The organism is Chryseobacterium indologenes, assembly GCF_001295265.1.
Lineage (GTDB): Bacteria > Bacteroidota > Bacteroidia > Flavobacteriales > Weeksellaceae > Chryseobacterium > Chryseobacterium indologenes_A.
Map to the genome: position 1 here is coordinate 45,134 of NZ_LJOD01000016.1, position 23,904 is coordinate 69,037.

The 23,904-nt window shown below is 38.0% G+C and carries 21 protein-coding genes; 17 read left to right on the forward strand and 4 right to left on the reverse strand.

Going from position 1 to position 23,904, the window contains the following annotated elements; all coding sequences use genetic code 11:
- Positions 1-125 precede the first annotated feature (125 nt).
- Complete coding sequence (locus tag AOB46_RS18965) at positions 126-2,312, reverse strand: S41 family peptidase (protein WP_062702327.1); 2,187 nt, start codon at positions 2,310-2,312, stop codon at positions 126-128.
- Positions 2,313-2,497: 185 nt separating this feature from the next.
- On the opposite strand from AOB46_RS18965, the gene AOB46_RS18970 reads away from it, so the two are divergent.
- From AOB46_RS18970 to AOB46_RS18990, 6 genes are all read left to right on the forward strand, one after another.
- The gene (locus AOB46_RS18970; RefSeq protein WP_062702329.1) at positions 2,498-3,892 is read left to right on the forward strand and encodes an MATE family efflux transporter; all 1,395 of its coding nucleotides are present in this window, start codon (positions 2,498-2,500) and stop codon (positions 3,890-3,892) included.
- Positions 3,893-4,245: 353 nt separating this feature from the next.
- Positions 4,246-4,887, forward strand: a complete 642-nt coding sequence (locus AOB46_RS18975; protein WP_241489241.1) for a hypothetical protein — start codon at positions 4,246-4,248, stop codon at positions 4,885-4,887.
- A gap of 30 nt (positions 4,888-4,917) precedes the next feature.
- Positions 4,918-5,154 carry a hypothetical protein gene (locus tag AOB46_RS18980; RefSeq protein ID WP_062702331.1) on the forward strand — a complete coding sequence of 79 codons (237 nt, stop codon included), beginning with the start codon at positions 4,918-4,920 and terminating at the stop codon, positions 5,152-5,154.
- A 358-nt stretch (positions 5,155-5,512) separates the two neighbouring features.
- Entirely contained in the window at positions 5,513-5,668 is a 156-nt protein-coding gene (locus AOB46_RS23475) for a hypothetical protein (protein WP_157845085.1), read from the forward strand.
- Between the two features lie 94 nt (positions 5,669-5,762).
- The gene (locus tag AOB46_RS18985; protein ID WP_062702333.1) at positions 5,763-7,970 is read left to right on the forward strand and encodes an ATP-binding protein; all 2,208 of its coding nucleotides are present in this window, start codon (positions 5,763-5,765) and stop codon (positions 7,968-7,970) included.
- 3 nt (positions 7,971-7,973) lie between these two features.
- Positions 7,974-8,603, forward strand: coding sequence for a response regulator (locus AOB46_RS18990; RefSeq protein ID WP_062702335.1), 630 nt, complete (start codon positions 7,974-7,976; stop codon positions 8,601-8,603).
- Between the two features lie 86 nt (positions 8,604-8,689).
- Here AOB46_RS18990 and AOB46_RS18995 read toward each other — a convergent pair whose 3' ends face one another.
- On the reverse strand, positions 8,690-9,256 hold the full coding sequence (locus AOB46_RS18995) for a hypothetical protein (protein WP_062702337.1): 567 nt from the start codon (positions 9,254-9,256) through the stop codon (positions 8,690-8,692).
- 344 nt (positions 9,257-9,600) lie between these two features.
- On the opposite strand from AOB46_RS18995, the gene AOB46_RS19000 reads away from it, so the two are divergent.
- On the forward strand, positions 9,601-10,164 hold the full coding sequence (locus AOB46_RS19000) for a hypothetical protein (RefSeq protein WP_062702339.1): 564 nt from the start codon (positions 9,601-9,603) through the stop codon (positions 10,162-10,164).
- 235 nt (positions 10,165-10,399) lie between these two features.
- On the forward strand, positions 10,400-10,513 hold the full coding sequence (locus AOB46_RS22990; RefSeq protein WP_082377253.1) for a 30S ribosomal protein THX: 114 nt from the start codon (positions 10,400-10,402) through the stop codon (positions 10,511-10,513).
- Between the two features lie 52 nt (positions 10,514-10,565).
- Here the strand turns inward: AOB46_RS22990 and AOB46_RS19005 are convergent, their stop codons facing one another.
- Together AOB46_RS19005 and AOB46_RS19010 are read right to left on the reverse strand one after the other, a co-directional pair.
- The gene (locus tag AOB46_RS19005; protein WP_062702341.1) at positions 10,566-11,219 is read right to left on the reverse strand and encodes a DUF937 domain-containing protein; all 654 of its coding nucleotides are present in this window, start codon (positions 11,217-11,219) and stop codon (positions 10,566-10,568) included.
- Between the two features lie 135 nt (positions 11,220-11,354).
- Entirely contained in the window at positions 11,355-11,864 is a 510-nt protein-coding gene (locus AOB46_RS19010; protein WP_062702342.1) for a DUF2480 family protein, read from the reverse strand.
- Positions 11,865-11,998: 134 nt separating this feature from the next.
- Here AOB46_RS19010 and lpxB point away from each other — a divergent pair, with 134 nt between their 5' ends.
- From lpxB to rlmD, 9 genes are all read left to right on the forward strand, one after another.
- A complete protein-coding gene (gene lpxB, locus AOB46_RS19015; RefSeq protein WP_062702414.1) occupies positions 11,999-13,111 on the forward strand; it encodes a lipid-A-disaccharide synthase in 1,113 nt (370 codons plus the stop codon).
- 52 nt (positions 13,112-13,163) lie between these two features.
- Positions 13,164-14,246, forward strand: a complete 1,083-nt coding sequence (locus AOB46_RS19020) for a glycoside hydrolase family 99 protein (RefSeq protein WP_062702344.1) — start codon at positions 13,164-13,166, stop codon at positions 14,244-14,246.
- A 204-nt stretch (positions 14,247-14,450) separates the two neighbouring features.
- Entirely contained in the window at positions 14,451-16,220 is a 1,770-nt protein-coding gene (locus AOB46_RS19025; RefSeq protein WP_082377266.1) for a ComEC/Rec2 family competence protein, read from the forward strand.
- Between the two features lie 144 nt (positions 16,221-16,364).
- On the forward strand, positions 16,365-17,027 hold the full coding sequence (locus AOB46_RS19030) for a succinate dehydrogenase cytochrome b subunit (protein ID WP_062702348.1): 663 nt from the start codon (positions 16,365-16,367) through the stop codon (positions 17,025-17,027).
- Positions 17,028-17,042: 15 nt separating this feature from the next.
- Positions 17,043-19,055, forward strand: coding sequence for a fumarate reductase/succinate dehydrogenase flavoprotein subunit (locus tag AOB46_RS19035; RefSeq protein WP_062702350.1), 2,013 nt, complete (start codon positions 17,043-17,045; stop codon positions 19,053-19,055).
- Between the two features lie 28 nt (positions 19,056-19,083).
- Entirely contained in the window at positions 19,084-19,851 is a 768-nt protein-coding gene (locus AOB46_RS19040; RefSeq protein ID WP_062702352.1) for a succinate dehydrogenase/fumarate reductase iron-sulfur subunit, read from the forward strand.
- Between the two features lie 339 nt (positions 19,852-20,190).
- Positions 20,191-20,361, forward strand: coding sequence for a hypothetical protein (locus AOB46_RS23480; protein ID WP_185113891.1), 171 nt, complete (start codon positions 20,191-20,193; stop codon positions 20,359-20,361).
- Positions 20,362-20,773: 412 nt separating this feature from the next.
- Positions 20,774-22,312, forward strand: coding sequence for a TlpA family protein disulfide reductase (locus tag AOB46_RS19045; protein WP_062702354.1), 1,539 nt, complete (start codon positions 20,774-20,776; stop codon positions 22,310-22,312).
- A 159-nt stretch (positions 22,313-22,471) separates the two neighbouring features.
- The gene (rlmD, locus tag AOB46_RS19050) at positions 22,472-23,878 is read left to right on the forward strand and encodes a 23S rRNA (uracil(1939)-C(5))-methyltransferase RlmD (protein ID WP_062702356.1); all 1,407 of its coding nucleotides are present in this window, start codon (positions 22,472-22,474) and stop codon (positions 23,876-23,878) included.
- Positions 23,879-23,904: the final 26 nt, after the last annotated feature.

Below are 23,904 nucleotides of genomic sequence, written 5' to 3' on the forward strand. Positions count from 1 at the left end.
AGGGTGCAAAGATAGGATTTTTGAAAGTTTTATAAACAAAAAAACTCCCTTTCGGAAGTTTTTTGAATTTGTTGGATGGTAAAATGAAGTGTGTTGCCTCAAAATTGTTCCCAAGGACTTTAAGATCAGCTTTTGATCCATTCAAGGGCTTTGTCCAGTACCTCATCTTTATTATTTCTGATTCCTTCAACGGTAGGTTTTATTTCTACATCAGGAACAATTCCTATTCTCTGGGTTTCTTTTCCATCCGGATAGTAAATTCCGATACCGCTGATCATGGTACTGATATTTCCGGGAAGAAGAATTCTCGAAACATTTCCGTCTGCACCGGCAGTAGTAGAGCCAAAAACTTTGGCGGTAGGAGCAGTTCTGAACGCCATGGTATGATATTCAGCGCTGCTTTGAGTTGTTTCATTGATGAGAATGGCAATTTTTCCTTTATAATAATCCGCACCGTTTCCGTCTACATCAAGACTTGGGGTAAAAGTGAAAAGACCTGGCATCTGATTGGAGGTCTGGGTGAACTTTACAAAGTCGGTGGAGTTTTTCTTCAGAAGTTTTCCCATAGAGAATACAACAAAGTCAGGCGGGTAGCTTCTGAGATCTATGACGATTCCTTTGGTACTTTTCATCTGTTCATAAATCTCTGGGAGTTTCTTGCTGTCTGAGCTTCCCATATAAAAATAACCGGTCTCATCATCCAGTAGTTTAAAGAACTCTCTTCTTTCTTTTTTAGGATCCAGATCCTTGAATTCATAGGTTTTTATCGTTTTGTTTTCCGATTTTCCGTTTCTTGAGATTTTAACTGTGACAGTTTCCGCATTACTCTTCAGAAGTTTTTTGGCAATATCTCTGAGCTGGGTAGGATAGTTGGATGCAGGAGTAAGCTTCAGAAGATCTTTGATAATCTGATCAACAGGTTTTCCATTAACCTCAGTAATAACATCCCCGGTCTGTAATCCTGTCTCTGCTCCCAGCTGGTCATTATAAAAGCCGTTTACTACCGCTTTGTTTTCGGCAAATACAAGCTTTACAGGAGAATATCTTGCGCCAAAGTATTTTTCAAGAGCTTTATTATTTCCCCATACATTGGCATGGGTATCATGGATTCTTGCAATGATCTCTAAGGCAGAAAGTGTATATTCTGTCTCATTTCCGGCTTTTGTGAATTTAGGAATAAATTCAGTTAACACCCCTTTCCAGTCTTCCTGAATAAGATTTTTGTAAGGGAAGCAATACTGAATGATATTCCAGTATTTGTAAAGGGATAGAAGGCGGAAACCTGCATCGGGATACAAATTGTTTTCATAGGGTTTTTCATGCTCAAAATCAGGATTCCCTATCCCGTCAAAAAAATCCAGATAATAATTGACTTTAGGTCTTTTGGCATCTTTTAGCTTAAGAAGAAGATCCGAAAGTTCTTTGGAGAATCCTGAGCCGGTAATCCAGTTCAGATCCGGGCTGATTTTTACGTTTTTAGAGTTAACAGGTATTTTTTCAGTCTGGAAAGCTCCCAGTCCTTTAATCCATTCTGTAAGAACTTTATCTCTCTGTTGTGCTGAGGCTCCGCTGATTTTAGGCAGAATCCTGAAAAGCTCGTAATCCCAGTTGTATTTTCCTTCGGCAACATTAGGGTGATAGTATTTTAAATATCCCCAGATCAGTCCAAGATTTTTTAAATTATAAAGGTTCTTTTTGCTCACATCAATACTGCTGATTTTGGATCCGTTGTCAAATTCCTTATCAAGATCGGCATTGAACAGCTTCTTCTGGAAGACAGCCGCATCCTGGATATCTTTGCCGTCAATGGTTATTTTAATATCATCAAACCAGGCTTTTCCTTTTCCTGTTAAAAGCGTACCGATGAAGATTTTCTTGGTATTTTCAGGAGACAGATCAAGGGTAGTTTCATATCTTGTCCAGGGTGTGGTACCTTTAATCTCTTTTTTCTGCATGTTGTCGAATCCTATTTTCGGATCAATACGCATCCAGAATCCGGCAAAACCATCAGCTACATCTTCTGTTTTGATATAGCCGGAAATCGTAATTTTTTTACCTGCATAATTTTCAGGAAGAATACGCATGAGCCCTACCATCCCAGGTTTTTCTGAAGCCTGAGCTAAAACAGAGTATTTTCCTTCGTATTTTTCCTTGTCGTCTATGGAAACAGATGATTTGGGCGCGTCAATAACACTCCACGATTTCGGAAGATTATTCTCGTTATTTTCAAAATTCAGATTATCAATTTTCGTTTGGCTTTGATAGCTTGTGAAAAACAGAAGCAGAGTGAGTGCTGTAATGTTTTTTTTCATGGTATTTTTCTTTTTCCCAAATCTAGGAAGTTAAAAAAATATAAGGTAGCCGGAACCTATTTTTTAAGGAAATTTTATAAGTAGAGGTTTTATTTTAAGGAAATTTTAAGAAATAAAAAACTTTTCATATGCGAAGAGCCATTCAGTTTTGAATCAATATTTTTGCTTAAAATAAATCAGGCAGAATGTCAAAATATATCAGTTTTATTAAAAAAGCATTAAGCGGGGAGGAAGCAGACTATACAAAAGCGGATATCAGAAGTGCCGTACTTCTTTTAGCCATTCCGATGATGTTGGAAATGGCGATGGAATCTGTTTTTGCGTTGGTGGATCTATATTTTGTAGGACATTTAAAAGAAAGTGGCTATGCGATACAAACGGTTGGTCTTACCGAATCTGTACTTTCTGTAATGTATTCTATTGCGATTGGAATGAGTATGGCGGCAACAGCTTTAGTAGCAAGAAGAATCGGGGAAAAAAATCCGGAGCAGGCTTCCAGAAGTGCAGCGCAGGTTCTGCTGGTGTCATTTGCTGTTACTTTTATTCTGAGTATCCTGGGTGTTATTTTTGCTGAAGAAATCTTAATTCTGATGGGTTCAAAACCGGAAGCCGCAGCTTATGGAAAGGATTTTACAAGGATTATGATGGGAAGCAGTGTGATCATTATGCTTTTGTTCCTGATCAACGGTATTTTCAGAGGAGCCGGAAATGCTGCTATTGCCATGAAATCTCTCTGGATTGCTAATATTGCCAATATTATCCTCTGTCCGGTCTTGATCAAAGGTTTCGGACCGGTTCCGGCTATGGGACTGACGGGAGCAGCTCTGGCCACTACTATCGGAAGGAGTATAGGCGTTATTTATCAGTTATATCATCTTTTAGTTGCAGATACCCAGATCAGGATCAGGCTGTCCTATTTTAATCCTCAGTTTGATCTGATAAAGTCCATTGTGAAAATTGCTACGCCCGGTATTTTTCAGTTTGTAATTGCTTCATGCAGCTGGATTTTCCTTGCCCAGCTGGTGGCTACTACTGGTGGAGAGGATGCTTCCGCAGGTTATCAGACGGCTTTGAGGCTGATGATGTTCTTTATGCTTCCGGCATGGGGATTAAGCAATGCTGCATCTACACTGGTCGGACAGAATATGGGAGCGGGCGAAATGCTGAGAGCAGAACAGTCTGTGATGAAAACCGTGAAGTATAACGTCATTTTCATGCTGGCTGTAAGTCTTATTTTTTTCCTGCTGGGAGATTTTCTGGTAGGATTTTTTACCCAGGAAACAGAGATTAAGGCTTTTGCTAAAAATGCCCTGCACATTATGAGTACCGGTTTTATTTTCTACGGAATAGGAATGGTCATGATCAATGCATTTAACGGAGCCGGGGATACCTGGACACCTACATGGGTGAATTTTTTCGGATTCTGGCTGTTTCAGATCCCGCTGGCTTATTTTCTTTCAAAGCATCTGGGAATGGGGCCAAAAGGTGTTTTTATATCTATTCCGGCAGCAGAAACTTTAATTACCGTGGTCGCTTTTATTCTGTTTAAAAAAGGAAAGTGGAAGACGGTGAAAGTGTGATCAGAGAGGACGCTGGAAGCTTCTAAAGGTTAAAATGATGGTTTAAGTTCAATATATTTTAAAGTTAAACTAAAGAAAGCGGTTGTAAATAATACATTACATCCGTTTTTATTTTCTGTGCTGCCTGAAATATGGCTGATAATCGGGATTGTCTTATCCTTCAATTCTCTCTAATATTGATTCCTGAAATGAACAGAATTTTGAAGTCGGAAAATAGGGCTCTGTTAACCCCTTATATATCCTTTAATTCAGGATGGAGAAGGGTTAAACTTAATTCAGGGAAAACTATTTATTGCTATATTGGCATTCATTCAAAAAGAATACAAAGAGAGTTAAATAATACGTTGAAAAACATGAAAGCTATGATTTTTAGAAAGCTATTATCTGTTGCCGCTTTTATTGTAAGTACACTATCTTTTGCTCAAATAAGGACAGGAGTATATTTTTCTTCAGATAAAAAATACAAGGAGATTATTGATGAGGTTGGAAACCCATTATCCGGAAATCCGGTAATGATTGTACAATCATTTGTCCCTAATCATGGAAGTTATATTTGGTTTCTGAATGAAAGCAAAGCCGGAAAACCTTCTTATTTAGCAGAAACCCCAAAGGATTTACATGCGGGTATTTTTCTGGAAGATCATGGCGGATTACTCCAACAGGTAACCTTTAAAGACTTTGCACAAGGCCTGGCACAGCCCAGATACCTGGTTAACTTCTGTGAAGTAGGCGATGCTGATAAGAATGGTTTCCCTGAATTTTACCTTACTTATTTTGAAGAATCAGACGGTCTGGATGCAAAACCTCTTAAGGTGATTGTTTACACGGATATGGGTGGAAAAACATTATCAAAATCAAAAATTACCGGATGGATCCCATTTCAGGAAGAAGATCAGTATCGTGAAGTAAAAGATGCCAATTTCAGCTTACTGCCTAAAGAGATAAGGCTGAAAGCTGAAAAAATACTGAAAGAAGCCGGAAAAGAAATGAATTAAAATACCCTTGAAATCTAAATATAATTTATCATGCTTTCATCTGTAGATTTAAACCTGGAAAGGGCATTGTTTTTGGCTGTATTGATTCTGTTTTCCGGGGCCGGATTCTCATGTACACTCATTATTTTTATGATTAATTCTATCCGAAAGAAACATAAAAACGGATGGTATTATATATTTTTATTTCTGGTTTCGGGAATTATTGCCTTAATTTTAGCTGCATCTTATTTTTATATTACCCTTGAACGGGCCGGATTCAATACATAAAAACCACTATTATCAGGGATATTTTTAACCAACACCTTTTAATACCTTTAATTCAGATTTTTTAATACAAAATAAGCAGTAAAGTTTCTCGCGATTTTTTGGAAAATTTACAATTGTGAGAGGGATTCAAAAACAAGGAGCTCAGCATTGTATCCTAATTTTGGGTGTTATTTTCTGACAGAATGAGACGCTTTTACGAAAGAATATTAAAAGAAGAGTGGCTGAAGGTTATTGAATTACTGTTACTGACAGCCATTAGCCCGGATAAACATTAATTTTTATAACTTTTATAGCTTTCTTTTTCACATCGGACTAAAATGATAAATTCTTATTTCGAACAAACACACAATAAAAAAGAATGGGTAAAAACAGTAACAAAAGAAAGCTGAGTGAAGAAGAAGCTGTAAAAGTAATCACTGATCCCGACCGGATTGTCGTTTCACTCAATAAAATCCCCAATCTGGAATACCGTATTGAAATCGAAAGTTTTGCGGCCGGAAAATCCCGGACTTAATCTTTTCATAAGAAGGCTTCCGGAATTGGTCAGAGGTATTTTGTCTATATTTACATTCTCTGAGATAATACAATTTAAAAGATATAAGGGTTTGATGTACAGGTTGTTATTGATATTTACTTTGCTGGTTTTTCCGTTTTTTGCTCACGCACAGGATGCTTTAAGCAAATTGGAGAAGGAATATAACAATACCTCAGACCAAACAGCAGAACGGTTAAACCTGGCTCCCAAATATGCTAAAGCGTTATTTCTACACAATGACAAAGATCAATCGTACCGGATTTTAAAAGCCAACATTCCCATTGCCGTCAAACAGTCAGATGGAAAATATGCCACCATCCTGTATGCAGTTCAGGCAATGAACTATCGGCTTGATAATAAAGAGACAGAATCTTCAAAAAGTCTGGATCAGGCAAAGATATATAGCTTAAAAACGAATAATACCGAAGCGAAAGGGTATTTTGAATATGCAAAGGGATGGATTCTGGTTCGTAATAACAAAACCACCCATGCCGTTGCCTCTTACCTGAAAGCGATTGACTATTACGAAAATTCACCAACAACTTCTACTCTGTACGGAAGATTTGCTACCGTAGTTAAAGAGCTGTCCACCATTTATTCTAACCTGAATGAATACCAGCTGGAAGAAAAATACAGTAAGCAGTTTCTGGTACTGGCATCCAAACAGAATGATCCCAATCTTATTTTCGACGCATATATGAGGATGGGCTATGTTTACGAACAGAAATATGTGCAAAATCCTTCAAATATCGACTGGAGAAACAAGGCAGAACAATATTATCTGCAGGCAGTTACTACTTTCAATAAAAGTAAGGGTACCATGTTCAACAAGAGTAATCTTTCCTACGCAGCCATTAATTTAGCCAACCTGTACACCGGTTTTGATAAGGATAAAGCAATGAAATATGCTAGGCTGGCCAATCAGGTGAGTCTGGAAACCGGCGATGCCATTCATATTGCTTCTTCATTTGGAATTCTGGCAGAGCTGGCCATTCAGGATAAAAATTATGATTTAGCCAGGTCTTATTTCTTAAAAGCTTCTATGGAAATCGGGAAAAGCCCGGTGAGAGATTACAACATAGAACTGTCAATTCTTGAATCGCTGTCCCGGATCAGCGAAGAGCAGGGCAATTACAGAGAAGCACTGACTTATTATAAAAGTTACGTAGATAAGTATAAAAGTGTTTACGATCAGGAAAAACTGGATATTACCAAAAGACTGGAGTCACAGTTTGAGAAAGAACGGCAGGAACAGAAATATATAAAACTGCAGCTGGAAAGCGATAAAAAAGCTCAGCAGATTAAGCTGATCAATATTCTTCGGGCACAACGTGAGCAGGTTTATAACAACTTAAAGCTGGTGGAGGAAAATCAGCGGGAACGGTTGAAATTTTCAGAGCTTGAATCTGAAAAAAGAGCACAACAACTTCGGTTGGCAAAATTAGAAACCAGACAGAAGAACAATGACATCAACACCTATAAAAAGCTGCTGGCCTTTAAAGAAAAGATCAGCACTTACTATATCATTTTTATTGTGATTTCCATTGTACTGATCATCTTATTGCTTTATGCCTATAAGCAGAGAGCTAATTCCATGAAGCAAAGGGACGAGCTGCATGCCCTGGCCCTGGAAAAAGAGAAGCAGAATTCAAAAATATCCACGCTTACGGCATTACTTGAAGGACAGGAACAGGAGCGTGGCCGCTTAGCCCGTGATCTTCATGACGGATTGGGCGGCCTGCTTTCAGGAACTAAACTTCAGCTGTCTTCTTTAACTCCTGATCAGCCAGGAAATATAAAGGACGGAATTTCAAAATCAATTACCCAGATTGACGGGGCTGTAGAAGAACTGAGACGTGTAGCCCATAATTTAATGCCCGATTTACTTATGAAATACGGTTTGGAAACAGCTATTAAGGAGTTTGCTTCCCGCATGTCCAGCAGCACATTAGACATCCATACCGAATTGATCAGTTACACAAATTCCATATCAGAAGAAAAGCAGCTGATACTGTACAGAATCATTCAGGAATTGGTCAACAATGCCATAAAACATGCCGAAACTTCCGAAATTATTATTCAGATCAGTGAAGAAGAGAATGTTTTAAACCTTACGGTAGAAGACAACGGCAAAGGTTTTGATCCTGTAGCTTTAGATGTAAGAAAAACAGCCGGTTTTCATAATATAGAATCAAGAGTTCAGTTTTTAAAAGGAACGATGAACATCAGGTCCGAACAGAATATTGGTACCAGTATAGAACTTCAAATACCTATTCATTAAACAATGATAAAAGTAGCCATAACAGACGATCACCCGCTTCTATTGGAGGGGTTGAAGAATATTTTAGAAAACAGCGATACCATAGATGTGGTAGACTGCTTTAAAAATGTTTCAGAAATGAATGAAGGCCTGGCAAAACAGCCTGTCGATATTTTGCTTTTGGACATCAATCTGGCAGATACCAACAGTATTGAACTCATCAGACCTTTAAAGAAAAAGCATGAAAACCTCCGGATTATTATGCTCAGCGTTCATAATGAGCTTCCTGTTATCAACAGTACTCTGGCTGAAGGCGCTCTGGGATACATTCAGAAAAATGCTTCTGTTTCCGAAATTCTGGAAGGTATTGCTGCTGTATATACCGGCCAACGGTTTTTATGCTCGCAAACCAGATCTGTTTTAGAGAAAAAATCACCGGACGGTTTAAACCATGTTCCGAAACTGACAAGAAGGGAAAAAGAAATTTTAGCCGAAGCAGCGAAAGGGCTTACAACCAATCAAATGGCAGAAAAACTTTTTATCAGTCCGCATACTGTAGAAAGCCACCGGAAAAATCTTATTGAAAAATTTCAGACCGCTAATCTGAGTTCAGCCATTAAGCGGGCCATAGAATACGGCCTGATTATCGAATAACCTGTTCATCCATCCAACAAAAAGGTCTGCTTACATCGTAAAAGCAGACCTTTTTTATATAAAATCAAATAATTAGGTGTCTATCATTAATCTTTAAATCTCAACGCAGCCTGGAACAGGTTTTTCTTTCCCGTTAAATCATATTCATCGTTATATACAGGCTCATACATCAGCAGGTAAACTCTCCCGTCAAAATCTTTCAGGTTGATAGGCTGATCTACCATGACGTCATAAAATCTCGTAATTGTACGCGTGCCTGTCCACTGTTTTAAGCTGCCTTTAGGATTTTTATCAAATCTGTGATCTTTGGCATCGGTATAATACCAGTACGATGGGGCCTGGTCCATCAGAAACAGCTCTTTGTCCTTGTTATACAGTTCCTCCGCCATACCCGTATTCTGAAACCATGGCACTTCGGCATTGTAAACACCTAAAGCAGCTGCATAAATATCTTTATTTGTGGTAGCTCCCACTAAAAAACCTTCAAGATTTGTAGAGGTAATTTCAAACTGGAATGCAGATTTTTTCAGATCATAAACATCATTAACAGGCTTGATGATTTTTCCGTCCTGCTTAATAACTACTTTTAACGACTGGGCAAAAGTCATTAAGCTTAATAAAGAAAAAAGGAGGGTTAAACTTATTTTTTTCATTGTACATCTTTAAATAACTGCTGCAAAGATATTGGACTTTAATCCACTAAACACTGGCTGATTTCAGGGGTTTTTAAGCTTCGTTAACTCCTCTCAGTACGGGATCATAATTCCGGATTCAGGCAGGTTTGAAGCAGGAAGCTGAGGGAGAGGAGGTTTGAAAGTCAGGTAATTTGATTTTATAATGGACCTTAAGTACCTAACCTTCTTCTAGTATTCAGATCAATAGCCAACAAAACGGCCTGATACGGGGCGTAAATGGCTGAAAACAGGGATATATATAACGGGGTATTTTAGACAATTTTACAAACAGTAAATTAATTATTGTAAACGATTGTATAGAGATGAAAAACGTAATAATCAGCTTTTCAGTAGTGATCACTTTTCTGGCTTCCTGCTCACCTTCAGCAGAAAAAAAAGTGAATCGGACTGATTCTGCGGAGGCAAAAAAAACGGATACGGCTGCTGTGCCTACTCCGGTAAAGAAGACGATATCAAACCCAGAGCTGCCGGGCGACTTTTCAGCGCTAGTTCCTATTGATGTATTGAACAGTAAGAGTACTAATGTATATGAGAAATATGGGATAGAGTTCTCCGGTAACTGCTACTCCTGCGATCTGGCAGGCTTATCCGTGACAAAAAATAAGATGGTATGGACCAACGTCTGCGATGAGAAAGATATTTTCGAAATCACTGACTTTTCTTTTTTTAATGAAGGAAACAAAACGATTCTGAAAACGCCGGAAAGAATTTATATTTTAACCCCAATAGATAAGGCACCCGTTTACGAGCTGGTTGTAGAAGGCCGGAAACTGGAATTGAATAACAAAAGAGTTTCCAGATATTTTACCACACAAAAGGCTATGCCTCTTTTCAAGGAGCATGACTGCGGTGATTTTGAAGGATAATAAAATGCTTAAAGAATGTCAGTTCAGAATAAAAAGTTTTTATTGATGAAGTTTTGAAGAATTAATCTGTTTTTTACTTCCAGCCTTTTAATTTAAGTCAAAATAAATAGATTTCCAGTTGAACGGGGTAGTATTAAACTTCCATCTTCCCACTTTTATAAAAATTTTAACAGCTTTATTTCCTGTGTTTTAAGCCGTTTTTTGTAAATTCGTTTTAATCAACAAATACTTTACTATGGGAAAAGGAGACAAAAAATCAAGAAGAGGAAAGATCAATTCGGGAAGCTATGGAAAAAGAAGACCGAGAAAATCCTCTAAAAGGGCTGCCGAAAACAAAGCAAAGTCGTAAAAGTAAAAAGGCCGGAGAAACTTCTCCGGCCTTTTCAGATATACAAATTAAATTATTTTCCTCCTAAAATATTTCCAAGAATACTGCCTAAGCCTCCTCCTTGCTGTTGATTGCTTCCACCTCCAAGTACACTTCCTAAAATGTCATTCAGCGGATTTCCTGAAGACTGAGACTGCCCTCCTCCTAAAACGCTTCCTAAAATATCATTCAAAGGATTAGACTGTTGAGCCTGAGCCTGGTTGGATGCATTTCCAAGGATTCCTCCTAAAAGATCTCCCAAACCGCCAGCACCTACGTTACCCTGTTGCTTTTCTTTACCGATATAGCCCATCACAACAGGAGCAAGCATCGCAAGGATAGGTCCTATTTTGTCGATGGAGATTCCTGTATTCTGAGAAAGCTGGTTCTCTACATTGTTTTTCTGTCCTCCAAAAATATGGTCAAGGATAGATCCGCCTTCAGCCTGTCTTGATTCAATTTGTGAAGCATCGTTAAGAATGCTTCCGTCGTGGTCTTTATCCAGTGCATTGTTCAGGGCTTCTGCTTCTTTGGCGTCCTGTGATTTGTTTCTAAGGTAAGAAATAATCAGAGGGGCAGCGACTGCCAGTAGAGCGATAATCTGGTTTCTGCTGATTCCAAATTTGTTTTCAGCCTGCTCAGCAACCTGATTGCTGGTGTTCCCTGTAAGTAGGTCAATTAAACTCATGTTTGTGTTTATTTAAAAATTAAGTGAACCAAAGTTATCAAAAAATATGCCTGATAAAATTTCTATGGTTCATAATTATTGTTAAAATTTAGAATCATTAGAACCAGGCAGCCATAGGTTCAGATTTTTGAAAAACTAATTCTTTACAATGGGCACATTAGAACATGCCTCTCCAAACATTAAAGATTTTACAATAGGCTTTAGCTGCTCAACCAGTTCTATATAAGCATTTTCCGGAATTTCTTTATCTGAACACCCTTTTACCAGCACTCTTTTTCCTCTCATTTCATCAAAATCATACCGTTGGATAGCATTATGCATCAGGATAACTTCAAGATCTTCACGATTTCCGAAAACGATTTTTTTAGTAACATCTGTCAGTTTAGCCGTCAATAAAAAATAAGCCCAAAGAGGGACGATAGCCTCCGCGGAATTATAAATATAAACATACGCGTCCCGATATTCTTCAACATCAATGGCCGCTACTTTTTCGCGGAAATCCTTTTCCTTGAGAATCATTTCCATGAACAGGAAATCTTTAAGGTCAATGCCTTTTCTTACGCCTTTCGGAACAAGATCGGTAAGGTCAAAATTGATTAAACCGCTTTCCGCAACTTTATTTCGGATTTCAAATTCTTCTGACATTTTTATCATTATCTTTGAGCAAATTTACAAATTAGATCTATACCAGACTTAATTTGTTCTCTATCCTTATTATAGAAACCTCCCATGATAAAAGTGAGGTGGAAATTATACAAATAAAACAGATTTCGAAAGAAATGAAATATTACGTTATTGCCGGTGAAGCTTCCGGAGATCTGCATGGAAGCAATTTAATGAAAGCCCTCAAACAGAAGGATCCTGATGCAGAATTCAGATTCTGGGGGGGAGATCTTATGCAGAAGCAGGGCGGAACAATGGTAAAACATTACCGTGATCTTGCATTTATGGGATTTCTGGAAGTGGCCATGAATCTTAGAACTATCCTGAACAATATCAAATTCTGTAAAGAAGATATTAAGAGATATACACCTGATGTACTGATCCTGATTGATTATCCGGGGTTTAATTTAAGAATTGCAAAATTTGCGAAAAAACTCGGTATTGAAGTTGTGTATTATATTTCTCCTCAGCTATGGGCCTGGAAAGAAGGAAGGGTAAAAATCATTAAAAAATACGTGGATGAAATGATGGTGATTCTTCCATTTGAGAAAGACTTCTACAAAAAGCACGGAGTACATTCCCATTTTGTAGGACATCCGCTGCTTGATGCTATTTCCACGCTTCAGGATATTAATATTGAAGATTTTAAAAAAGAAAACGGGCTGAACGAAAAAGAAATTATTGCCCTGCTTCCCGGCTCCAGAAAGCAGGAAGTGGAAAAGATGCTGGAGATCATGCTTTCCGTAAGGCCGTATTTTAAAAATTATCAGTTCGTGATTGCCGGTGCTCCAAGTCTTCCGAAGGAATTCTATCAGAAATATGTAGATGGCAATGTGCATTTTGTTTCCAACAGGACGTATGACCTGCTGAGGTGCTCCAAAGCAGCGCTTGTTACTTCCGGAACAGCCACCTTGGAAACTGCACTCTTGAATATTCCGGAAGTAGTATGCTACCGGGGAAGCCGTATTTCTTATGCAATTGCCAAAAGGCTTGTGAAAAATATCAATTACATTTCCCTGGTCAACCTCATTATGGACCGGGAGGTGGTAAAAGAGCTGATTCAGAATGATCTTACAACCCAAAACCTGGTGGATGAACTGAATAAAATGTTAGGGGGAGAAACAAGAGAAAAAGTACTGAAAGATTATAGCCTTCTAAGGGAAAAGCTGGGTGGAAAAGGAGCCAGCGATCATGCTGCTGAAGTCATTCTGAAAGGACAAAGATCATAATGGAACAGGTATTTCAGAAGTTGTTAATAACTGTGAATTTAGACTGGTTAAGATGAATTATTTAAAAAATGTACTGACGTTTTTCATAGTTTTGTTTTCAGTATCAGAGCTTTCTGCACAAAGTGCCCGGGAAAAAATACAGATCTTCTATTACGGCTGGTACGGAAATCCTGCTGCTGATGGACAGTATCATCACTGGAATCATGATATTCTCCCGCATTGGAAGGATCCTCAGTGGAACAACCTGGGAAACTATAAAGGGGGTGATGATATCGGGGCAAACTTCTATCCGGCTTTAGGAAATTACAGCTCCAATGACCCTGAAATTATCGGCAGACATATGAAGATGATCAGAGAATCCGGAGTTGGAGTATTGGTCATAAGCTGGCTGGGCAAAGATTCATTTACCGATAAAAGTGTTAGCAGATATCTGGATGCCGCAGATCAGCAGGGACTTAAAATTGCATTTCATATAGAGCCATTTTATAAAAATATTTCTGAATTTAAAGAACAGATTTCCTATCTGATTCATACCTATTCCCGCCATCATGCTTTTTACAGAAAAGATGGGAAACCTTTATTTTATGTGTACGACAGCTATAAAATTTCACCGGAAGAATGGTCAAAATTACTTTCTGAAAACGGAGAAGAAACATTAAGAAAAACAGAACTGGATGCCCTTTATATAGGTTTGTGGGTTGAGAAAAATGATGCGGATTTCTTTGGAAAATCAGGTTTTGATGGTTTTTATACTTACTTTGCCAGTGAAGGTTTTGTTTTCGGGAGTACGGTTTCTAACTGGGATTATCTGTCTCAGTATGCAAAAGAGCATCATCTTATGTTTATTCCCTGTGTTGGTCCCGGATATTCTGATACAAGAATTAGACCCTGGAACAGCGCCAATTTTAAAAGCAGGGAGAGCGGAAAGTATTATGAAAGAATGTTTGATGCAGCCATAAAAGTTAAACCGGAGCTGATAGGTATAACATCCTTTAATGAATGGCATGAGGGAACACAGATAGAGCCTGCAGTTTCTAAAAATTCAGGAACCTTTACTTACGAAGATTATGGAAAAGATTCATGGTTTTACATTAATGAAACCAAAAGGCTGACAGACCGGTTCCTGAAAAGATAATGATTGTTTAAGATTTAAACCTGAATTTCAATACAAACCAAATTTATAAACGATAGTTTTTGTTTTTCTGTAAACTCTTGATTTTATAGTAAATATTCAGGCTTTCTGTTGTTTATTCATCATTATTAAAATGTTGCAACCCTGCAAAGCCAGTGTTAACAGCTGGATATAGAAATCAATACTTTTTATGACAAAATATTGATTGTGAATAAACAGCCTCTTCTTATTCTTACTATATGCTTTATTCTGGGAATTTTTTTTCAGGATTACTTTTTGCTGGGTAGAAAATCTGTTTATTTTGTCATTTCAGCTTGTGTTCTTATTCTGATTCTGACTTTTTTTCATTCTTATTTCCTGCATAAATCCAAAACGGTTCTGTTGGGACTGATGTTTTTCGGAGCCGCTGTGGTTATCCACTTTTTCAATACGTTTCAGTCCCGGAAATACTCATTTTCTTCCAGGGAAACCATTATTTTTAAGATTTCAAAAAAATTAAATTCTACGGAGAAAAATAAAAAATATGAAGCTGAAATTCAGGTGGGAAAACGGAAACTGAATGCAGTAATTTATATTCCTAAAAAGAATAAGGAACTGGATTTTAAACATTATTACAAGGCACAGGCTTATATTTCAAAACCGGAGTCGCCACCTTATGATTTTCAATTTAATTATGCCGCGTATTTAAACCGGAAAGGTATTGAATATCAATGCTATGTTTTGGACGGGATATCATCGTCTGTAAGGAGTGACATGACCCCTTTCGAAAAAATTAAGCAGCGGCGGCTTGATGTACTTCTGATGATTGATCATTCAGCAATGTCCGGTAAAACCCGGGAATTTTTAAAAGGCATGATCCTGGCAGACAGAACAGAGACTGATTCTGATACTGTACAGGATTTCAGCAGGTCAGGGTTGGTCCATTTTCTGGCGATATCCGGAACACATATTATTGTGATTTTCGGTATCTTTTATTTTCTGTTTACGCGTTTCAGCCCCCTTCAGTTCAGGAAATATGCCGTAGTGTTGAGCTTGTTTTTCATCTGGTTATTTGCCGGGTTTATAGGATTCGGGAATTCTGTGGTCCGCTCCTGTATTATGCTGAGTGTTTATTTTGTCTATGTGCTGCTTCAGAGAAAACCGGATCTGCTTCACTCACTTTCCCTTTCGGCATTGATTATCCTGTGTCTGGATACACAGCAGATTTTTGATGTTGGATTCCAGCTTAGTTTTCTGGCTGTTTTGGGCATTTTTTGGCTGAATCAGCCTTTACTGCGGTATTTTCCTGAACAGGACCATTATTTGAAAAAGCTGCTGTTCAGTACCATAACCATATCACTGTCTGCACAGCTGGCAACACTGCCGTTAATACTGTATTATTTTCACCAGTTTTCGCTGATTTCTTTTCCTGCAAATATCCTGATCATCCCCTTTTCGGAATCAGTTATTGTATTTTCTTTTCTGATGACAGTTCTTATCGCTCTGCAACTTGATTTCACCCTGTTCAATGTGATCTATGATTCCTCTATCAATATTCTTTTGAAGGTGATTCATGGGCTGGCAGAATCCAAATCCCTGTTTTACACGGATATTCCGATGAATCCGGCTGAAGTGTTTCTACTCTTCATAATGGTGTATATGACAGGAGTTGTGCTCAGGAAATATAGTCTTAGAAACAAAGTTAGAATGACGGCAGCAGTGGTTGTATTTTTTATTTTTCGTACAGGATGTAATGTATATGAGAACCAAAGGAATGAAATTCTTTTTTATGAGATGGATAAAAGCCGGATTTTTTCAATAAAAAAAGGAAATATAGCTGAATTCTGGGTTTCTGAAAAGTCGGACGAAGAGAAGATCCGGAAGTTTATTATAAGCCCTTACTGCTCTTCCAGACGGGTTCGCAGCTTTGATGTAAAAACCTTTCCCCTTACCGCACAACACATGGAATACGAAGGGCAAATTTATCCCTTAAAATAACCTTGTTTGAAATTCATTTTTCCCGTATTTACAACGTATAAAGCTCTTATTTAGAAAGATTACAAACTGGCTAATTGTGAGATTTCTCACTTTTCGATATTGTTAACATTTCTTAATTTTGTGGAAATTCAAATTTAAACTTATATGGCAGGTTTAACGAGTTCTACGATAGGTAGAAAATATGCTATGGCATTATCAGCTATGTTTTTGCTGATTTTTCTTATACTGCATTTGACAACCAACTTATTATCAGTTCTTAACCGTGATGCTTTCAATACCGCATCAGACTTTATGGGCTATAATCCGTTTGTGCAGTTCTTAATGCAGCCTATTCTTGGCTTTGCAGTAATTTTCCATTTTGTAATGGGATTTGTATTGGAAATCAAGAATAATAAAGCACGTCCGGTAAAGTACGAATCAAACAATCCTTCTGTGAACTCTTCATGGATGTCCAGAAATATGATTATTTCCGGTGCCGTTGTTCTGGCTTTCCTTGCGCTTCACTTATATGATTTCTGGTTGCATGAAATTACGTATAAGTACGTTGATGGAACAGCTCCTGATGCTGAACGTTTCTGGCCGGAACTGCACGAGAAGTTTGGAGACCTTTGGAGAGTGGCTTTATATGTAATCTCTTTTGTTCTGTTAGGACTACACTTAGCTCACGGATTCCAGTCTTCGTTCCAGTCAATCGGGGCAAGACATCCAAAATATACTCCGGTAATTAAAGCTTTCGGAAAATGGTATTCAATCCTTATCCCGGCAGGTTTTATTTTTATCGCAATTTATCACTTTGTAACTCAATAATATCAATATACTAATATGAGTAAATTAGATTCAAAAATTCCGGCAGGTCCTTTAAAGGATAAGTGGAAAAATCATAAAGACCATATGAACCTTGTTGCCCCAAACAACAGAGATAAGATTGATATTATTGTTGTAGGAACAGGTTTGGCAGGAGGTTCTGCTGCTGCTACTCTGGCAGAGCAGGGATATAATGTAAAAGCATTCTGTTATCAGGATTCCCCAAGAAGAGCACACTCAATTGCTGCCCAGGGGGGGATCAATGCTGCTAAGAACTATCAGGGTGACGGGGATTCAACATACAGGTTATTCTACGATACCATCAAAGGTGGTGATTATAGAGCAAGAGAAGCCAACGTTTACAGATTGGCCGAAGTATCTGCTAATATCATTGACCAGTGTGTTTCCCAGGGGGTTCCTTTCGGTAGAGATTACGGCGGCCAGTTAGACAACCGTTCATTTGGTGGAGTTCAGGTAAAAAGAACGTTCTACGCAAAAGGGCAGACAGGTCAGCAGTTATTATTAGGTGCCTATTCAGCAATGAGCCGTCAGATCGGTAAAGGAAGAATCAAAATGTACAACCGTCACGAAATGTTAGATCTTGTTATTGTTGACGGAAAGGCAAGAGGAATCATCGCAAGAAACCTGGTGACAGGTGAAATCGAAAGACATTCTGCGCACGCAGTAGTAATTGCTTCCGGAGGATACGGAAACGTATATTTCCTTTCTACCAATGCAATGGGATCAAACGTTTCCGCGGCTTGGAAAATCCACAAAAAAGGAGCTTATTTCGCCAACCCTTGCTACGTGCAGATTCACCCGACATGTATTCCGGTTCACGGAACACAACAGTCCAAACTGACTTTGATGTCCGAATCATTAAGAAACTCAGGAAGAATCTGGGTTCCTAAAAAAATTGAAGATTCAGTAGCGATCAGAGAAGGTAAACTGAGACCTGAAAATATTAAAGAAGAAGATAGAGATTACTATCTGGAAAGAAGATATCCTGCATTCGGTAACCTTGTACCTAGAGACGTTGCTTCAAGAGCTGCTAAGGAAAGATGTGATGCCGGATTCGGAATCGAAAATAATGATACTAAAGAAGGAGTTTACCTGGATTTCTCTACAGAGATCATGAAAAAAGGTAAAGAAGCTGCTATCGAAAAACATCTTCATAATCCTACAGATCAGCAGATCTATGATCTTGGTAAAAAGTGGGTAGAGGAGAAATATGGTAACCTTTTCGTTATGTACGAAAAAATTACAGCCGATGATCCTTACAAAACGCCAATGAAGATTTATCCTGCGGTACACTACACCATGGGAGGAGTATGGGTGGATTATAACCTTCAGTCTACCATTCCGGGATGTTTCGTAATTGGTGAAGCCAACTTCTCAGACCACGGAGCGAACAGACTTGGGGCTTCTGCATTGATGCAGGGGCTTGCAGACGGATATTTCGTGCTTCCTTACACCATTGCAGATTACCTTTCAGCGGATATCAGAACGGGAGCTATTCCTACCGATTCAGGTGAATTTATTGAAGCTGAAAAAGGAATTAAAGATAAAATTGATTTCTTCCTGAACAACAAAGGAACTCATTCAGTAGACTATTTCCACAAAAAGCTTGGGCACATTATGTGGAATAAAGTTGGAATGGGAAGAACTCCTGAAGGATTAAAAGAAGCGATCAAAGAAATTGAAGAAGTAAGAAACGATTTCTGGAAGAATGTAAAAGTACCTGGTGAAAGCGATGGAATGAACACTGAACTTGAAAAAGCATTCAGAGTAGCGGACTTCCTTGAATTAGGTCAATTAATGGCTATCGATGCGCTGAACAGAGAAGAATCCTGTGGTGGACATTTCCGTTGGGATCATGCCACTCCGGATGGAGAAGCGGAAAGAGACGACGTAAACTTCAAATACGTTGGAGCTTGGGAATATCAGGGTAGCGACATCAATAAAGAGGTGTTGCACAAGGAAGAACTGATATACGAAAACATCGAGGTTAAAACTAGAAGTTACAAATAAATAATCTCCAACCTATAAATATAACATTATGAGTGCAAAAAAAGGCTTACATCTTACGCTGAAAATTTGGAGACAAAAAAATAATAAATCTAAAGGTCAGTTTGAGACCTATAAAATATCAGATGTTTCTACAGATTCTTCTTTTCTGGAAATGTTAGACATTCTGAATGAAAATCTAATTAACGAAGGTAAAGAACCTGTTGCTTTCGATCACGACTGCCGTGAAGGGATCTGCGGGATGTGTTCTCTTTACATCAATGGTAGAGCTCATGGGCCGGATACGGGTATTACAACCTGCCAGCTTCACATGAGAATGTTCAAAGACGGAGAAACCATCGTTATTGAACCTTGGAGAAGTGCTGCTTTTCCAGTGATCAAAGACTTAATGGTAGACAGAAGCGCATTCGACAGGGTAATGGCTGCCGGTGGCTTCATTTCTGTGAATACTTCCGGGAATACACTGGATGCCAATGCAATTCCTGTTCCTAAAGAAGATGCAGACAAAGCAATGGATGCTGCAGCTTGTATCGGATGCGGAGCTTGTGTAGCTACCTGTAAAAACGGATCAGCAATGCTATTCGTGGGAGCTAAAGTTTCTCAGTATGCTTTACTTCCTCAGGGTAGAGTAGAAGCGAAGAGAAGAGTTCTTAATATGGTGAAAGCCATGGACGAAGAAGGATTCGGAAACTGTTCAAATACAGGAGCATGTGAAATAGAATGCCCTAAAGGTATTTCTCTTGAGAATATTGCAAGAATGAACAGAGAGTACATGGCTGCACTTGTAGACCAGGGATAGAATTCATTCAAATACAATAAAAAATCGCCTTCATTTCTGGAGGCGATTTTTTCATGTGAATATATAAAATTAGAATTTTCCATGTTTCACTAACCTTTATGGGGAACCAGAAAGCTCGTGAAGCAGAAAAAGCTGGCCATATTTCAGTTAAATTCAGGAGGTTGAAGCTTTAAAAATTTCTTACAATATCAGCTTTCAATTGATGGTGTTATCTACTATTGAATCATTTTATACTGTTTTCAATTGAATGTGTTAAATTTTTGTTAAACGTTTGATTTTCAGTTTGTTTTGTTTGTTGTGTCCAGTATTTTTAAAAAACCAACATTAAAAATTTTGAAAATGGAAAAAATGAAAAAACTTTCAAAAAGTGTTATGAAAGAAATTAACGGTGCTGCCGGAACTGGTGATAGCTGCAGAAGTCACAGCGAGTGCCCTCCGGGTCACATCTGTATGCCGGTTGCTGGTGGAGGAATGATCACCTTTATTTGCTATCCTGTACAGCAGGCTTAAAATAAGAACTGCCTCAAACAAGGCAGTTCTTTTATCTGAAACAGTAACAAAAGAATTGTAGTATAAAGATAAAAAGAGTCAGATACCGACCGTCAAAGGCAAGAATGATTCAAAAACAATAAAAGATCGCCTTCATTTTTTGGAGGCGATTTCCTTTTAAATTTATTTTCCTGTTAAAGTTTGTTAACTTATTACCATGTTTTTGCTATTCTTTATTTAATAAGTATATATTTGGAGGGTATTTGAATTGTTTTTATGGAAATTTATAAATACCCTTTGCCGTTCATACGCAGAAAGATAAAATAATTGAAAAACTTCTTTTTGAGAGGGATCATAAATTTTTCAAAAAAAATAATCAGGGTGAATTAGCAAGCCCTAAAAAACGTATTTTTGTGTAATATTAAAAATTGAAATGAAAAAATATCTTTTATTGTTTATCATCGCGGTTTTTGCGGTGTCTTGTTCAAAAAAAGTTGAAGTAAAAGGAAAGATCACAGGTGGATCACCATTGGAAAGAATAGAGCTGATAGAAGCTTCAGGTGTTGCTACTTTACCTTTGGTGAATTTAGGATTAGATAAAAACGGAAATTTTTCCGGTTCCTTTAATGCCCCGAAAGACGGGATGTATGAGATTTCTTACGGAGAGAAAAGAAATCTGATCTATTTAAAAGCAGGACAAAATTTAAATATTTCCGGTAACGGTGCCACATTCCCTATGGAATATGTAATTACCGGTGATGCTAAAAAGAACAACGATTTCTTTGTAGCAACCCAAAAATATCTGGGAACCTATGCACAGAAGGCGAACGTTCCTGAGCTGATGAGAAAAGACGAAAAAACATTTCTTCAGGGAGTTCAGAAAATAGATAGTGACATCAAGAAAAATATTGATGAGAACATTAAGAAATTCAATCCTGATAACGATATTGTAGAGTGGAAGAAAATAGATGTTTCCAGTACAGTTCTTACCATTATGGCTCAGTATGAAATGATGAAGAAAATGTCTGAAGGTCCGGCTTTTAAAGTTACAAAAGCTTTTACCGACTATGAAGAGAAACTGCAGGAGAATAAAGATAAAATGCTGAAAACAAGCCCTATTTACAGAAGCTATTTATTAAACAAATATAATTCTGATTTCCAGAAATTTGCAGAACCAAAAGTAGCTAATAATCCAGGGGTGACGTTAACTGAATTATTCACTCAGTTTTTGAAAAACCAGAAAGATGTACCACAGACGAAGAAAGATTACCTTCTTTCATTTATCGCAGCTCAGGATATGCGTCCGGGAGCAGATCCTAAAGCGCTGGACAGAGTTTCTAAGATCATTGATGAAGAAATCAAGGATAGCGGAATTAAAAAGAGCTTAAAAGATCTTCATCTGGCAATAACAGGTGTGAAAGTTGGAGAAGCAGCTCCGGATGCCTCATTAATTAAACAGGACGGTAAATCATATAAGATTTCAGAAACAAAAGGAAAGCCTGCAATGCTTGTATTCTATGCATCATGGAATCCTTACATCGCAGAAGCTACTGTGCCGATCCTAAAAGAAGTGGTGAACTTCTATAAATCTAAAATGAACTTTGTATTTGTAAACCTGGACGATACAAAAGATCAGTTTATCAAAACAAGCAACGCTCTTCTGAAAGGTATTCCGGGAGTAAATGTATACGGAGAAGGAGGCCTGAACTCAGATGTTGCCAAAAAATACGGAATCTATGGATTTAAACTTCCATGTTTTGTAGTGATTGATAAAGACGGTAAAATTGCCAGCAGATCTTTCGTAAATATCGGAGAACAGGAACTGGTAAATATTCTGGATAAGCAGACAGGTCTTACAGCACCTAAAGTAAATCCTAACATTCAGCTTCAGCCTGGAGGAATGATGGTTGATCCTTCACAGCCTGCACAACCTGCACAACCTGCAAATCCGCAGCCTGCACCTGTAAAATAGTAAACTTTAACATACATGAAAACCTTATCCTCGGATAAGGTTTTTTTTTATTGTATTTTTGCGGGATAAAGCCGGAAGGTTTTATGATTTAGAAAAATAGAAATTGAGGGATGAGACCGAAAGATTCCATCCAGTATTAGAAAAAATTGAATTTTACGGATGAAAAAGAAAAAGAATATAATTCTTGAAAATATCAGACTTATGGCTGCAGGGGCTAAAGGAGTAGCCATAGGGAAAACGGAGGAAGGTAAAACAGTGCTGGTTTCAGGAGCTGTGCCGGGAGACTTAGTAAATGCCAGGGTAAAGAAGGCTAAATCCAAATATTTTGAAGCCGAAGCGATAGAAATTGTAGAAGAATCCCCTTTCAGAACAGAACCTAGATGTATTCATTTCGGGGCCTGCGGTGGATGTAAATGGCAGAATATGAGCTATGAAAAACAACTGGATTTCAAACAGGAAGAAGTCTATAACAATATCAAAAGAATTGGCGGAATTGATGATTTTGTAACCGTACCGATTCTGGGCTCTGAAGAACAATATTTCTATAGAAACAAAATGGAATTTTCTTTTTCCAATGCACGCTGGCTGACATTGGATGAAGTAAACTCACAAGAAGATATCAATGATAAAAATGCCCTTGGCTTTCACATCCCGGGAATGTGGAGCAAAATTCTTGATCTTAAAGAATGTTTCCTTCAGGAAGATCCTTCCAATGCTATAAGATTGGCTGTAAAAGAATACAGTGACAATAACGGCCTTGAATTTTTTGATGTTAAAAATCATGCGGGTTTCCTGAGAACCCTGATGATGAGACAGAACTCTAAAGGAGAATGGATGGTATTGTTCCAGCTTTATCAGGAAGAAAAAGAAAGCCGGGAAAAACTTTTTGAGTTTTTACTGGAGAAATTCCCTCAGATCAAAACACTGGTGTATGCCATCAATCCAAAACCCAATGATTCTATTTACGATCTGGATATTAATGTTTACTCTGGTGAAGGCTATTTGATGGAAGAAATGGACGGGCTTAAATTTAAAATAGGTCCGAAATCCTTTTTCCAGACCAATTATAAACAGGCACTTGAATTATACAGAAAAACTCTGGAATTTGCTGACCTGAAAGGAACAGAAGTTGTATACGACCTGTATACCGGAACAGGAACTATTGCTCAATATGTAGCAAGAAATGCTAAACAGGTTATCGGGATAGAATCTGTTCAGGAGGCAATTGATGCAGCAATTGAACATGCAGAGCTCAATGGTCTTGATAACTGTACTTTCTATTGTGGAGATATGAAAGATATTTTCAATGATGAGTTCCTGAAAAATCACCCTAAAGCCGATGTTCTGATTACAGATCCGCCAAGAGACGGGATGCACCAGAAAGTTGTAGAGCAGATTCTGAAGCTTTCACCGGAAAAAGTAGTGTATGTAAGCTGTAACTCTGCAACACAAGCCAGAGACCTTGCATTGATGAAAGAACACTATACCCTGGTTAAAATACTACCTGTAGATATGTTCCCACAGACGCACCATGTTGAAAATATTGCCCTGCTGATCAAAAAATAACGATTTAAACTTGAAAATATAACCTG

Bases quoted from the DNA above. Each gene is read 5' to 3' on its own strand.
- AOB46_RS18975 (WP_241489241.1), top strand. From the start codon at position 4,246: ATGAAAGCTATGATTTTTAGAAAGCTATTATCTGTTGCCGCTTTTATT.
- AOB46_RS19000 (WP_062702339.1), top strand. From the start codon at position 9,601: ATGAAAAACGTAATAATCAGCTTTTCAGTAGTGATCACTTTTCTGGCT.
- AOB46_RS23475 (WP_157845085.1), top strand. From the start codon at position 5,513: ATGGGTAAAAACAGTAACAAAAGAAAGCTGAGTGAAGAAGAAGCTGTA.
- AOB46_RS18995 (WP_062702337.1), bottom strand. From the start codon at position 9,256: ATGAAAAAAATAAGTTTAACCCTCCTTTTTTCTTTATTAAGCTTAATG.
- AOB46_RS23480 (WP_185113891.1), top strand. From the start codon at position 20,191: ATGGAAAAAATGAAAAAACTTTCAAAAAGTGTTATGAAAGAAATTAAC.
- AOB46_RS22990 (WP_082377253.1), top strand. From the start codon at position 10,400: ATGGGAAAAGGAGACAAAAAATCAAGAAGAGGAAAGATCAATTCGGGA.
- AOB46_RS18985 (WP_062702333.1), top strand. From the start codon at position 5,763: ATGTACAGGTTGTTATTGATATTTACTTTGCTGGTTTTTCCGTTTTTT.
- lpxB (WP_062702414.1), top strand. From the start codon at position 11,999: ATGAAATATTACGTTATTGCCGGTGAAGCTTCCGGAGATCTGCATGGA.
- AOB46_RS18980 (WP_062702331.1), top strand. From the start codon at position 4,918: ATGCTTTCATCTGTAGATTTAAACCTGGAAAGGGCATTGTTTTTGGCT.
- AOB46_RS19005 (WP_062702341.1), bottom strand. From the start codon at position 11,219: ATGAGTTTAATTGACCTACTTACAGGGAACACCAGCAATCAGGTTGCT.
- AOB46_RS18965 (WP_062702327.1), bottom strand. From the start codon at position 2,312: ATGAAAAAAAACATTACAGCACTCACTCTGCTTCTGTTTTTCACAAGC.
- AOB46_RS19030 (WP_062702348.1), top strand. From the start codon at position 16,365: ATGGCAGGTTTAACGAGTTCTACGATAGGTAGAAAATATGCTATGGCA.
- rlmD (WP_062702356.1), top strand. From the start codon at position 22,472: ATGAAAAAGAAAAAGAATATAATTCTTGAAAATATCAGACTTATGGCT.
- AOB46_RS19020 (WP_062702344.1), top strand. From the start codon at position 13,164: ATGAATTATTTAAAAAATGTACTGACGTTTTTCATAGTTTTGTTTTCA.
- AOB46_RS19010 (WP_062702342.1), bottom strand. From the start codon at position 11,864: ATGTCAGAAGAATTTGAAATCCGAAATAAAGTTGCGGAAAGCGGTTTA.
- AOB46_RS19045 (WP_062702354.1), top strand. From the start codon at position 20,774: ATGAAAAAATATCTTTTATTGTTTATCATCGCGGTTTTTGCGGTGTCT.
- AOB46_RS18990 (WP_062702335.1), top strand. From the start codon at position 7,974: ATGATAAAAGTAGCCATAACAGACGATCACCCGCTTCTATTGGAGGGG.
- AOB46_RS19040 (WP_062702352.1), top strand. From the start codon at position 19,084: ATGAGTGCAAAAAAAGGCTTACATCTTACGCTGAAAATTTGGAGACAA.
- AOB46_RS18970 (WP_062702329.1), top strand. From the start codon at position 2,498: ATGTCAAAATATATCAGTTTTATTAAAAAAGCATTAAGCGGGGAGGAA.
- AOB46_RS19035 (WP_062702350.1), top strand. From the start codon at position 17,043: ATGAGTAAATTAGATTCAAAAATTCCGGCAGGTCCTTTAAAGGATAAG.